The organism is Rhodoferax sp. (assembly GCF_025354435.1).
Lineage (GTDB): Bacteria > Pseudomonadota > Gammaproteobacteria > Burkholderiales > Burkholderiaceae_C > Rhodoferax_B.
Genome location: NZ_JANXMU010000059.1, coordinates 13,321 through 26,045, shown reverse-complemented (window position 1 = coordinate 26,045; position 12,725 = coordinate 13,321). Strand labels below are relative to the sequence as shown.

The following is a 12,725-nucleotide window of genomic DNA, read 5'->3' as shown; positions in this document are numbered from 1 at the left end:
GACGGACGCATGCGACAGGCTTTGACGATTTTGGGTTCTACCGGCTCGGTGGGTACCAGCACTTTGGACGTGGTCTCCCGCCACCCAGACCGGTTTGAGGTGTTCGCTCTCACCGCAGCCACCCAGGTGGACCTGATGCTGCAGCAGTGCGCGCAGTTCAAGCCCCGCTTCGCCGTGATGGCCAGTGCACCGCATGCCGCGCTGCTGGCTGAGAAGATTAAGCAAAATAGCCTTCCCACCCAGGTACTATCTGCACCAGTAGCTATTGAAATGGTAGCGTCGCACCCCGAGGTCGATGCGGTCATGGCGGCCATCGTTGGCGCAGCGGGCTTGGCCCCGTGCCTGGCTGCCGCCCGTGCGGGCAAGCGCTTGTTGCTGGCCAACAAAGAGGCGCTGGTCGTCGGTGGCGAGGTGTTTTTGGCGGCAGTCAAGCAGGGCGGGGCCTTGCTGCTGCCCATCGATAGCGAACATTCAGCGGTGTTCCAGTCGCTGCCGGAAGACCCGGCGGTCTGGCCCCGGCGCATCGAAAAAATCATGCTGACCTCGTCAGGCGGCCCGTTTCGCACGCGCGACCCGGCCACGTTGCGCGACGTGACTCCCGAGCAGGCCTGCGCCCACCCCAACTTCGCCATGGGCCGCAAGATTTCGGTGGACTCGGCCACCATGATGAACAAGGCGCTGGAGGTGATCGAGGCCAAATACCTGTTTGGCGTAACCCCCGAGCAGATCGAGGTGGTGATCCATCCGCAGCAAATCATCCATTCGATGGTGCAATTCCACGACGCTTCGGTGATGGCCCAACTGGGAACGCCCGACATGCGGGTGCCGATTGCCTACGGCCTGTCCTGGCCCGAGCGTATTGAAAGCGGCACGGCACGGCTGGACTTCTCCCAAATGGCGGCCATGACCTTTGAGGTGCCTGATTTCCAGCGCTTTCCCTGCCTGCAATTGGCCTGGGAGAGCTTACGCGCCCCATCGGGCACCTGTGCGGTGCTGAATGCGGCTAACGAGGTGGCGGTGGCGGCCTTTTTGGATCGGCGCATCCGCTTTGACCAGATCCATGCGATCAATCTTGCAACTTTGGCGGCGGTCAGCCCCTCCAAGCCGCAGACGCTGGAAGATTTGCTGGCGTTGGACGCCCAATCCCGCGCCGTTGCGCAGCAGGCATTGTCCCGTCTGTAGATTCGCCACTAAGGATTCCCATGCTGACCATCGTTGCTTTTATCGTTGCGCTGGCCTTGTTGATTGCGGTGCACGAGTACGGCCATTACCGGGTTGCTGTGGCCTGTGGGGTCAAGGTCTTGAAGTTCTCCATCGGCTTTGGCCAGACCGTGCTGCGCTGGCAACCCAAGGGTTCGCCGACCGAATTTGTCATCAGTGCCTTTCCGCTCGGGGGCTTTGTGAAAATGCTGGACGAGCGCGAAGCGCCGGTAGCGGCCGAAGAGCGCCACCTGGCCTTCAACACCCAGTCTCTGCCCAAGCGTGCGGCCATCGTGGCGGCTGGTCCGGCGGCAAATCTGTTGCTGGCGGTACTGCTCTACGCGCTGGTCAACTGGAGCGGGGTGCAGGAGCCCAAGGCCGTTCTGGCCAGCCCCACCATTGGCTCGGTGGCCGAAAAGGCCGGAATCCAGGGCGGTGAAACCGTCACCCGGGCGGGCTGGGACGGTGAAGATTTGGAAGATGTAGCTTCGTTTGACGAGTTGCGGTGGTTGCTCACCCGGGGTGCGTTGGACAGTCGCGATGTGCGCCTGGAGCTGGCCACGTCCGCCCAAGGGGCCCGGCGCGAGGTGGTGATGGCTTTGGCTCCGCTGCACGCCCAGGATGCCGATGCCCAGCTGTTCCGCACCATCGGTGTGCTTGGCCCCTGGACCCGTCCGGTACTGGGTGAAGTGATGGCCGATGGCGCGGGTGCCCGTGCGGGCTTGGCCAGCGGCGACCTGGTACTGCGGGTGGGTAACACGCCGATTGTGGACGGCCAGCAGTTGCGCGACACCATCCGCAGCTCTTTGTCCGGCGGGCAGGCGCTGGCGCAGGTCTGGCAGATTGACCGGGCGGGTCAGCGGCTGGATGTGAGTGTCACCCCCGAAGTAAAGCCCGATGGTCTGCAGTCGATTGGCCGCATCAGCGCCTATGTGGGCGCACCCCCCGAGATGCTGACCATCCGCTATGGCGTGTTTGACGGCTTGTGGCGCGGCGTGGAGCGCACCTGGGAGGTGTCGGGCCTGACCCTGCGCATGATGGGCCGCATGGTGGTGGGCGAGGCCTCCATCAAGAATTTGAGCGGCCCTTTGTCGGTGGCCGAATACGCGGGCAAGTCGGCCAGCCTGGGCTTTACCCAGTACCTGGTATTTTTGGCCCTGATTAGCGTTAGCCTCGGTGTACTGAACCTTCTGCCCATCCCGATTTTGGACGGTGGGCACCTGTTGTATTATCTTTGGGAGGCCGTCACAGGCAAACGCGTATCCGACGCTTGGATGGAACGCTTGCAGCGCGGAGGCGGTGCAGTGCTGTTGTTGATGATGTCCATTGCACTGTTTAACGATGTCAACCGCCTGTTTGGCTAATATTTATCTGACTGCCCGCTTGGCGCGGCATCAGACCTACCACATTCCATGAAAAATCACTTTAATAGCTTTCGCCTGCGGTCCTTGTCGGCTGCCGTGGCGCTGGTAATGGCTGCCAATACGGCCTGGGCCGTCACCCCTTTCGCCGTCCGCGACATCCGTATCGAAGGTTTGCAGCGCGTTGAACCGGGCACCATCTTTGCGTCCTTGCCGTTCCGGGTGGGCGACACCTACAACGACGACCAGGGTTCGGCGGCCATCCGCACCCTGTTTGCCCTGGGTTTGTTCAAGGACGTGCGGCTGGAAGTCAGTGGTGACGTGCTGGTGGTGGTGGTCGAAGAGCGGCCCACGATTGCCGAGGTCGAGTTTGTAGGCTCCAAAGAGTTTGACAAGGACGCACTTAAAAAATCCATGCGCGACGTGGGTTTGACCGATGGCCGCCCGTTTGACAAAGCCCTGGCCGACCGTGCCGAGCAGGAACTCAAGCGCCAGTACATCAACAAGAGCCTGTACGCCGCCGAAGTGGTCACCACCGTGACCCCGGTGGAGCGCAACCGCGTCAACCTGACCTTCACCATCACCGAAGGCGAGCCCGCCAAGATCAAGGACATCCACATCGTGGGTGCCAAGGCCTTTAGCGAATCCACGCTGCGCAACCAGTTCGAGCTGGACACAGGTGGCTGGCTCAGCTGGTATACCAAGTCAGACCGGTACACCCGCGCCAAGCTGAATGCCGACATCGAAACCTTGCGCTCCTATTACCTGTCGCGTGGTTACCTGGAATTCAAGGTCGACTCCACCCAGGTGGCGATTTCGCCTGACAAGCAAAGCATGTCGATCACCGTCAACGTGACCGAAGGCGAGCGTTTTGTGGTGTCGGCGGTGCGCCTGGAAGGCAATTACCTGGGCAAGGACGACGAATTCAAGTCGCTGGTCAGTATCAAGCCCGGCGAGGCCTATAACGCCGATCTAGTGGCCAAAACCACCAAGGCCTTCAAAGACAATTTCGGTAGCTTCGGCTTCGCGTTTGCCCAGGTCGAGGCCAAGCCTGAAATCGACCGCGCCACCAACCGCGTGGTCCTGGTGATGCAGTCCGAGCCTTCGCGCCGGGCCTATGTGCGCAAGGTCAATGTGGCCGGCAATAGCCGTACCCGAGACGAAGTCATCCGCCGCGAATTCCGCCAGTTGGAATCGTCGTGGTACGACGGCGACAAGATCAAGCTGTCGCGTGACCGGGTAGACCGTTTGGGTTTTTTCAAGGAAGTCAACGTCGAAACGCAAGACGTAGCCGGTTCGCCCGACCAGGTGGATGTGCAAGTGAATGTGGAAGAAAAATCCAGCGGCAGCATCCAGCTGGGGGCTGGTTTCTCCAGTGCCGACAAGCTCTCGCTGTCGTTCAGCATCAAGCAGGAAAATGCTTTTGGCTCGGGCAATTACCTTGGCTTGGAAGTCAACACCAGCAAGTACAACCAGGTAGTGGTGCTCAGCACGGTAGACCCATATTTCACCGACAGCGGCATTTCCCGCTCCATCGATATCTTCCACCGCGCCACCAAGCCTTACAACGACCAGGGCGGCAACTACGAGCTGGTCACCGAAGGTGCTGGCCTGCGCTTTGGCGTACCGTTCAGCGAGCTGGACACGGTGTATTTCGGCGGTAGCTTGGAGCGCACCACCATCAAGCCTGGGACCAACATCCCGGCCGCTTACCTGGCTTATGCCGAAGAGTTTGGCTACACCAGCCTGGCGATTCCGCTGACCATCGGCTGGTCCCGCGATGACCGCGACAGCACCCTGGCCCCCAGCACGGGTGTTTACCAGCGGCTCAATACCGAAGCCGGTTTGTTTGGCGATGCGCATTACCTGCGTACCAACTACCAGTACCAACAGTACGTGCCCCTGACCAAACAATTCACCCTGGCTTTCAATGGCGAGGTTGGTTATGGCAAGGGCCTGGGCGGTCGGCCTTTCCCGGTTTTCAAGAACTTTTACGGCGGTGGTTTGGGTTCGGTGCGTGGCTTTGAGCAAGGCACCCTCGGCCCGCGCGACGTGACCGGATCGGTGATTGGCGGCCCCAAGAAGTTCACCCTGAACACCGAAATCCAGTCGCCGTTCCCCGGTGCTGGCAATGACCGCACGCTGCGCCTGTTTGCCTTTGGTGACATTGGCAATGTGTACGGCGAAAATGACCGGATTCGTTTCGGCGAGATGCGGGCTTCGGCCGGTGTGGGCCTCAGCTGGATTTCTCCGGTCGGCCCCTTGCGTTTAGCCTATGCTAAGCCCATTCGCAAGTTTGCTGGCGATAGAATCCAACCCTTGCAATTCCAAATAGGTACGTCTTTCTAATGAAGAACTTTTTACGCCAATGCGGATCTGGCATTTTGTTCGGGGCTGTGCTCCTGTCTGCCCACGCGCAGGCGGACGAGTTCCGTGTCGGATTCGTCAATACTGACCGTATCTTCCGCGAGTCTGCTGCTGCCAAGACGGCCCAGGCCAAGCTGGAACAAGAATTCGCCAAGCGTGAAAAAGAACTTAGCGATGCCGGTGTGGTCCTGAAAACCGCTTCGGATAAGTTCGAGCGCGAAGCCTCGACCCTGGCGGAAAGCCAACGCACCTCGCGCCAAAAAGTGCTGGTGGACCAAGATCGCGACTTCCAGCGCAAGCGCCGTGAATTCCAGGAAGACCTGAATTCTCGCAAGAACGAAGAGCTGCAGCAAGTGCTGGAAAAGGCCAATAAGGTCATCAAGCAAGTGGCTGAGACCGAAAAGTACGATGCAGTGCTGCAAGAAGCTGTCTATATCAACCCCAAGTACGACATCACCGACAAGGTCATCAAGGCCTTGAACGCCGTTCCCGTCAAGTAATTTTTGAGAGGGGTTCCAGCATGGCGCTGCGTCTAGGCGCGATAGTGGAAGCCCTGGGGGGCGTGTTGCACGGAGATGCGGAGCTGTCCATTGACGGCATCGCACCGCTGGAATCGGCGGGTCCGTCGCAACTGGCTTTCCTCAGCAATCCCAAATACCAGCAGCAACTGGCCTATTCCCAGGCCGGTTGCGTGATTGTGGGCGCGGCCCAGGCCGACATGGCCCTGGCCCGCGGTGCCTGCATCGTGGCCGATGCGCCGTACCTGTATTTCGCCAAAGTCACCCAGCTCTGGAAGCGCCAACGGCCCGTACCTACCGGCCCGGCCGTGCATCCCAGTGCGGTTATAGACCCCAGTGCTCAGATCGATCCCAGTGCCCGTATCGGTCCGCTGTGCGTGGTGGAGCGCGGTGCCCGCATTGGTGCCGACACGGTGCTCAAATCGCGCGTTACGGTGGGGGAAGATTGCAGTATTGGCGCGCGTTGCCTGCTGCATGCGGGCGTGGTGATCGGTGCCGACGGTTTCGGCTTTGCACCCAACGCCGGGGCCTGGGAAAAAATAGAACAGCTCGGCGCGGTGCGCATCGGCAACGATGTGGAAATTGGTGCCAATACCTGTATCGACCGGGGCGCGCTGCTGGATACCGTGATTTCTGACGGCGTGAAGCTCGACAACCTGATCCAGATCGGCCACAACGTCTTCGTGGGTGCCCACACTGCCATGGCGGGCTGCGTCGGCGTGGCGGGCAGTGCCCACATCGGCGCGCATTGCACCGTGGGTGGTGGCGCGATTGTGCTGGGGCATTTGACCCTGGCCGACCACGTCAATATCTCCGCGGGCACGGTAGCCACACGTTCCATCAGCCAACCCGGCCACTACACCGGCATGTTCCCGATTGACGACAACGCCAAGTGGGAAAAAAATGCCGCCTCCCTCAAGCAGTTGCACAGCCTGCGCGACCGCCTCAAGGCAGTCGAGAAAACTTTAGAACAACTCCAACAGAGCCCCGAAAAACCATGATGGATATCCACCAAATTCTCAAGCAACTGCCACACCGCTATCCCTTCCTGATGGTGGACCGGGTGCTGAGCATCGAAAAATCCAAGTCCATCCGGGCGTTCAAGAACGTCACCATCAACGAGCCGTTTTTTGAAGGCCACTTCCCGCGCCGCCCGGTCATGCCCGGCGTGCTGATGCTGGAAGCACTGGCTCAGGCCGCGGCCTTGCTGGCCTTTGATGCACTCGACAAATCGCCCAGCGACGACACCGTGTACTACTTTGCCGCCATCGACAACGCCCGCTTCAAGCGCCCGGTCGAGCCCGGCGACCAGCTGATGCTGGACGTGGAACTGGTGCGCATGAAGTCCGGCATCTTCAAGTTCAAGGGCAAGGGCACCGTGGGCGACGAGCTGGCGGTCGAGGCCGAGCTGACCTGCGCCATGCGCACCATTGCCTGAGTGTTGCGCGCGTGACCGCTATCCACGCCACCGCCCTGGTTGATCTGTCCGCGCAATTGGACGGCTCGGTCACCATTGGCCCCTACACCGTGGTCGGCCCGCACGTGAAAATCGGCGCGGGCACCACGGTAGGGCCGCACTGTGTCATCCAGGGCCACACCACCATTGGCCGTGACAACCGCATTTTTCAATTCAGTTCTCTGGGTGCCGAACCCCAAGACAAAAAGTTCGCGGGCGAACCCACAGAGCTGGTGATTGGCGACCGCAACACCATTCGCGAGTTCTGCACCTTCAACCTGGGTACTGTGCAGGATGCGGGTGTGACCCGGCTCGGCAACGACAACTGGATCATGGCCTACGTGCACATCGCGCACGACTGTCAATTGGGCGACCAGATCACCATGGCCAACAATGCCACCCTGGCTGGCCATGTACAGGTGGGCGACTGGGTGACCATCGGCGGCCTGACCGGTGTGCTGCAGCGCATGCGCATCGGTGCCCACACCATGGTTGGCTTTGCCAGCCATGTGGGCAAGGACGTGCCGCCCTTCATGGTGGTAGATGGCAACCCGCTGGCTGTGCGTGCGGTCAACCTGGTTGGCCTGAAACGGCGCGATTTTTCCGACGCTCGCCTCAAGGCCATCCGCGAAATGCACAAGCTGCTCTACCGCCAGGGCAAAACCCTGGACGAGGCCCGTACCGCCATCCAGGCATTGGATGCGCCCGAAGCGGCGGCCGATATTGCCTTGATGGACGACTTCCTAGCTACTTCCGTCAGCGGCATCGCCCGCTGATGTCCGCCCCCCGCGTCGCCATGGTGGCCGGAGAGGCTTCCGGCGACTTGCTCGCAGGGCTGGTGCTGGACGGCCTGCGTACCCGCTGGCCCGAGCTGCAGGCCAGCGGCATTGGCGGCCCGCAGATGGCCCGGCGCGGCTTCCAGGCGCACTGGCCCAGCGAACGGCTGGCGGTGCATGGCTACAACATGGATGTGTTTCGCCGCCTGTGGGAGCTATTGGGCATCCGCAAGCAACTGCGTGAACGCCTGCTGCGCGAGCGGCCTGATGTGTTCATCGGCGTGGACGCGCCCGACTTCAACCTCGGGCTGGAAGCGGCGCTGAAAACGCAGGGCGTGCCCACCGTGCACTTCGTCTGTCCGTCCATCTGGGCCTGGCGCGCCGACCGGGTGGAAAAAATCCGCCGCGCCGCCGACCACGTGCTGTGCATCTTTCCGTTCGAACCCGCGCTGCTGGCCCAGCACGGTATTGCCGCCACCTACGTGGGCCATCCGCTGGCCAATGTGATTCCCCTGCAGCCGGACCGCACTGCCGCGCGCCAAAAGCTGGGCCTGGCATCTGACGACACCGTGGTTGCCATCCTGCCGGGCAGCCGCCAGTCGGAAGTCAAATATCTGGCTTTGAGGTTCTTTCAGGCTGCAGCGCTTATTCTGCTTGCACAACCAGCTATTAAATTTGTAGTGCCTGCAGTTCCCACGCTGCGCGCGCAGATTGAAGCCCTGGCGGCGCAAGCGGGCATGGCCGGGCGTATCCAGATCGTCTCCGGCCAGTCGCACACCGTGCTGGCTGCCTGCAACCTGACGCTGATCGCCAGTGGCACGGCCACGCTGGAGGCGGCGCTGTTCAAGCGGCCCATGGTGATTGCCTACAACATGCAGTGGATGTCCTGGAAACTTATGCAGCGCAAGCAGCTCCAGCCCTGGGTGGGCCTGCCGAATATTTTGTGCCGTGACTTCGTGGTGCCCGAGTTGCTGCAGGATGCCGCCACGCCGCAAGCCCTGGCCGATGCCTGCCTGCAGTGGTTGCAGCCCGCAGCCTCTGCGAGAATCGCGGCCCTTGAAGCCACATTCACCGCGCTGCACCACAGCCTGCAGCGCGACACCGCCCAGTTAGCCACCGATGCCATCCAAAAAATTATCCGTTCCTGAGCAGGTTCCGCTCGACTGGCTCCCCCGTGGCCTGGTGGCTGGGGTGGACGAGGCCGGGCGCGGCCCGCTGGCCGGGCCGGTGGTAGCCGCTGCCGTGATCCTGGACGAGCGCCAGCCGATTGCGGGCTTGGCCGACTCCAAAAAACTCACCGCTAAGCGCCGCGCCCAGCTGTATGACGAAATCCTGGCCAAAGCCTTGTGTTGCTCGATCGCCGAGGCCAGCGTGGAAGAAATCGAAAAGCTCAACATCCTGCAAGCCACCATGCTGGCCATGCAGCGCGCTGTGCAGGGCTTGCGCCTCAAGCCCGGCCATGTGCTGGTGGACGGCAACCGGGTGCCGGTGCTGGCCATGACCAGCGAGGCTATCGTCCAAGGCGATAACCTGGTACCCGCCATATCCGCCGCGTCCATCCTGGCCAAGGTCACCCGCGACCGCTGGTGTGCCCAGGTGGATGCCGACTATCCGCAGTACGGTTTTGCCGGACACAAGGGCTACGGCACCGCGGCGCACCTGGCGGCGCTGCAGGCGCACGGGGCCTGCCCGTTGCACCGCAAAACATTTGCCCCCGTCACGCAGGTGATGGCACGTATGCCGATGGCGGTGCAGGCATGAGTTCCGACCCCATCACCCACATCCAGTCGCGCGATAACCCGCTGCTCAAAGAGCTGCGCCGTCTGTCGCAAGACAGCACCGCCTACCGCAAACAGGGCAGGGTGTGGCTGGAAGGCGACCACCTGTGCCGCGCTGCGTTGGCCCGAGGCTGGAAACCTGCATTGGCGATTTTTTCAGAGTCTTTTTGGCCTCTAGCCCAGGTGCAATATACACAAGTAGCTACTAAAACAATAGTATTGGCCGATGCGCTGTTTGCCGACCTCAGTAGCCTGGAATCGCCCGCGCAGATGGGCTTTGTGGTGGATTTACCCAGTTCGGCCGCGCTGGACCCGGCGGCAGCTAGCGTCATCCTCGACCGGGTGCAGGACGCGGGCAATGTCGGCTCCATCCTGCGCAGCGCCGGGGCGTTTGGTTTCAAACAAATCATCGCGCTCAAAGGAAGCGCCGCATTGTGGAGCCCGAAAGTGCTGCGTGCGGGCATGGGCGCGCATTTCGGCCTGCGCCTGGTCGAGGGCCTGGAGCCCGAGGTGCTGCAGACGTTAACCGTGCCGATGCTGGTTACCAGCTCCCACGGGGGTGCCTACCTGCACCAGGCCGATCTGCCCTGGCCCTGCGCCTGGGTCATGGGCCACGAAGGGCAGGGCGTGTCGCCCGCGCTGGAGGCCCGCGCCGCCCAGCGCATCCGCATCGCCCAGCCGGGTGGTGAAGAGTCGCTGAACGTAGCCGCTGCCGCAGCGATCTGCCTGCATGCGAGTGGGGCAGGCCGGGGTTAGCAGTACGCGAAGGTCTGCGCCAAGCCCTGCCCGCCCACTTGCGCCCGTATCAGAACTTGTAGGTCACGCTGATATTCACGCTGCGCGGCTCGCCCCAGGTGTAGGTGCCATACCAGTTGAATATCGTGTAGTACTTCTTATCCATCAGGTTTTTGATATTGAGCGTGGCCGACAGCTGCTTGCTGAATTCGTAGCGGGCCATGGCATCCAGCACCCAGTAGTCTTTGACCGTGTGGGCCGTCGTTCCGCCCGCGGGGAGATCCACGTCGCCCCAGGTCTTGTCTTGCCAGCGCGCGCCACTGCCCAGCGTCAGGCCCGATAGGTCGCCACCCAGCTTGTAGCTGGTGTACAGGTTGAACTGGTTGGCCGGGGTGAGCGTGGACACGCGTTTGCCATCCTGGCGCGCGATGCTGTGCGAGTAGCCTGCTTGCACTTGCCATGCTGGCGTGATCTGGCCGGATACCTCTGCATCCCAGCCTTTGGTTCTTACGCCCTGGATCGCACGGTAGGCCGGATCTCCGCTGGGCGTTTTGCCCCCGCTTTCGATCGCGTAGTTGTTTTGCAGCATCTGAAACATAGCCGCGCTGGCGTTCAGCCGGCCTTCGAAGAACGAGGCCTTCGCGCCCAGCTCTTAGTTCTTGCCGTCCAGTGGATCCAGAGTGCGGCCTGCCTCGTCCTGGGTGGACTGCGGCCTGAAAATGCCGGAGTAGCTGCCATAGACCGAGTAGGTCTTGTTGATGTCGTACACCGCGCCCAGATACGGTGTGAATACATTCGACTCGTCTTGCTGCTGCACCTTGTTCTTGTAGTTGGAGATACGGCCACCCGTGATGAGCTTCAGGTCGTCGCGCAGGTTCCAGCGTGCGGTGGTGTAAAGGCCGTTTTCGCGGGTGGTCTCGTCGTCGGTATAGCTGGGCGTACTGCCCCACTGGGGCTCCGGGGAGCTGCCGTTCCACTGGTAGTAGTTGGCGATCGTGCCGTCGGAGGTGTCGCTCATGTTGTAGCCCGCGTTCTTCCAGCGGCGCTTGGCCAGGCTACCGCCCACCACCAGTCCATGCTCGCGCCCCAGCAGCGAAAACGGGCCGCTGGCATACAGGTCGCCTGCGTCGCTGAGGGTGCGCCCGATGAATTTGCCGCGCCACAGGCTGGCACCGCCACCGGTCACCGGGTTGGGATAGCCGCCGGCTGCCCCGCCCAGGGCTGCGTCATAGCCGTTGGTCTGGTGGTTGAGTTGCAGCTTGGTCACCCAGCCGTTGTCGAAGTTGTGTTCCAGCGTGGCGAAGGTGGTGCGGGTGTACTGGTCCCAGTGGCTCCAGTTCGCGCCGTTGTTAAACGAGCGCGGCATCGCGTTGAAGTTGCCGTTGGAGTCGAGCAGCGAGATGCCACCCCAGGTCGATGCCGTGGGCTTGTTGTCTTGCCGGTCGACGCCCACCGTCAACAAGGTGCTGGATGTGAGGTCGGCCTCGACGATGCCGTAGAACACGCCCGTCTTACGCTCATAGCGGTCCATATCCGAGTGCTTGTCTTGGTAAGTGGCCACGCCGCGTGCGCGGATGCTGCCGCTTGCGTTCAGCGCGCCGCCCACGTCTATCTCGCCACGGTAGTTGCTCCAGCTGCCAACGCTGGCGGTAGCATGGCCTTCGAACTTGCGCGTGGGCTTCTTGCGGACCAGGTTGATCGTGGCGCTGGGGTCACCGCTACCCGTCAGGAGGCCGGTGGCACCGCGCAGTACTTCGACGCGGTCGTAGATCGCCATGTCGGTCAGCGTGTTGCCGGCCGAATATGCCGAGTCGCGCGACATCGGAATACCGTCGTACTGGAAGTTCTGGATGGCAAAGTCGCGCGAGTAGTACTGCGTGCGTTCGCTGTCGTAGGTGACGATGCTCACGCCCGTTGACTGTTCCATCACCTGGTCGATGCTGGTGAGATGGAAGTCATCCATCTTTTGGCGCGTGGTGACGCTAATGGACTGCGGTGTCTCGCGCGGCATCAGCACCAGCCGCGTGGCGGTGGCGATGGTGCCTGGCGTGTAGGAGCCGCTGCCTTCGGTGATCTCTCCTAGCTGGTTGGCGGTAACGGTCACTTCCGCCAGGGTGCGTTGGCCGACGGCCACGGGCTGCATGGTCAGCGTTTTGCCGTCCACGCGGCCCTCGATGCCGCTGCCGCGTAGTAGCTCGGCCAACGTCTGGTGGATGTCGTGGTTGCCGCTGACTGCATGCGCTTGTTTGCCTTGCACCAGTTCGGGCGGGAATGCCAGTTGCAGCCCGCTTTGCTGGGCAAACGCGGCCAACGCGGGCGCGAGTGGTTGGGCCGGGATGTTGAAGGCCACGTTTTGTGCCAGCGCGGCCTGTATCGAGAGTGCCACGCCCAGTGCGGCTGTAGCGTAGGCTAGCGCGGTGCGCCGGGATGGAAGATGTTTTGCCATAAGTCGGTTTCTTTCAGGTTGGTGTTCTCACTACCTGTAAGACCGTCGAGTTTGCAAAACCCTGAAAAGATTTGAATAAAAAGTGCGG

Annotated in this window: 10 protein-coding genes and 1 pseudogene; 10 read left to right on the top strand and 1 reads right to left on the bottom strand. The window is 61.9% G+C overall.

Annotated features, from left to right (window positions below):
* The first annotated feature begins 9 nt into the window (after window positions 1-9).
* From ispC to Q0T48_RS15380, 10 genes are read left to right on the top strand one after another with little or no spacing between them, the layout of a single operon-like run.
* Window positions 10-1,182 carry a 1-deoxy-D-xylulose-5-phosphate reductoisomerase gene (ispC, locus tag Q0T48_RS15425; protein WP_295957728.1) on the top strand — a complete coding sequence of 391 codons (1,173 nt, stop codon included), beginning with the start codon at window positions 10-12 and terminating at the stop codon, window positions 1,180-1,182.
* 20 nt (window positions 1,183-1,202) lie between these two features.
* Complete coding sequence (gene rseP, locus Q0T48_RS15420) at window positions 1,203-2,564, top strand: RIP metalloprotease RseP (RefSeq protein WP_295957726.1); 1,362 nt, start codon at window positions 1,203-1,205, stop codon at window positions 2,562-2,564.
* Window positions 2,565-2,612: 48 nt separating this feature from the next.
* A complete protein-coding gene (gene bamA / locus Q0T48_RS15415; RefSeq protein ID WP_295957724.1) occupies window positions 2,613-4,910 on the top strand; it encodes an outer membrane protein assembly factor BamA in 2,298 nt (765 codons plus the stop codon).
* Window positions 4,910-5,428, top strand: a complete 519-nt coding sequence (locus Q0T48_RS15410) for an OmpH family outer membrane protein (protein ID WP_295957723.1) — start codon at window positions 4,910-4,912, stop codon at window positions 5,426-5,428. The genes bamA and Q0T48_RS15410 overlap by 1 nt, the downstream gene beginning before the upstream one ends.
* 20 nt (window positions 5,429-5,448) lie before the next feature.
* On the top strand, window positions 5,449-6,447 hold the full coding sequence (gene lpxD / locus Q0T48_RS15405) for a UDP-3-O-(3-hydroxymyristoyl)glucosamine N-acyltransferase (RefSeq protein WP_295957722.1): 999 nt from the start codon (window positions 5,449-5,451) through the stop codon (window positions 6,445-6,447).
* Complete coding sequence (gene fabZ, locus Q0T48_RS15400) at window positions 6,444-6,884, top strand: 3-hydroxyacyl-ACP dehydratase FabZ (RefSeq protein ID WP_295957720.1); 441 nt, start codon at window positions 6,444-6,446, stop codon at window positions 6,882-6,884. The genes lpxD and fabZ overlap by 4 nt, the downstream gene beginning before the upstream one ends.
* Window positions 6,885-6,895: 11 nt before the next feature.
* On the top strand, window positions 6,896-7,678 hold the full coding sequence (gene lpxA / locus Q0T48_RS15395) for an acyl-ACP--UDP-N-acetylglucosamine O-acyltransferase (RefSeq protein ID WP_295957718.1): 783 nt from the start codon (window positions 6,896-6,898) through the stop codon (window positions 7,676-7,678).
* Entirely contained in the window at window positions 7,678-8,826 is a 1,149-nt protein-coding gene (lpxB, locus tag Q0T48_RS15390; RefSeq protein WP_295957716.1) for a lipid-A-disaccharide synthase, read from the top strand. The genes lpxA and lpxB overlap by 1 nt, the downstream gene beginning before the upstream one ends.
* On the top strand, window positions 8,798-9,439 hold the full coding sequence (gene rnhB / locus Q0T48_RS15385; RefSeq protein ID WP_295957714.1) for a ribonuclease HII: 642 nt from the start codon (window positions 8,798-8,800) through the stop codon (window positions 9,437-9,439). Before lpxB ends, rnhB begins: the two co-directional genes overlap by 29 nt.
* Window positions 9,436-10,212 (top strand): RNA methyltransferase, encoded by a 777-nt coding sequence (locus Q0T48_RS15380; RefSeq protein ID WP_295957712.1) that lies wholly within the window; start codon window positions 9,436-9,438, stop codon window positions 10,210-10,212. The genes rnhB and Q0T48_RS15380 overlap by 4 nt, the downstream gene beginning before the upstream one ends.
* A gap of 49 nt (window positions 10,213-10,261) precedes the next feature.
* On the opposite strand, the pseudogene Q0T48_RS15375 reads toward Q0T48_RS15380, so the two are convergent.
* A pseudogene (locus Q0T48_RS15375) lies at window positions 10,262-12,637 on the bottom strand (TonB-dependent siderophore receptor).
* Between the last annotated feature and the right edge of the window lie 88 nt (window positions 12,638-12,725).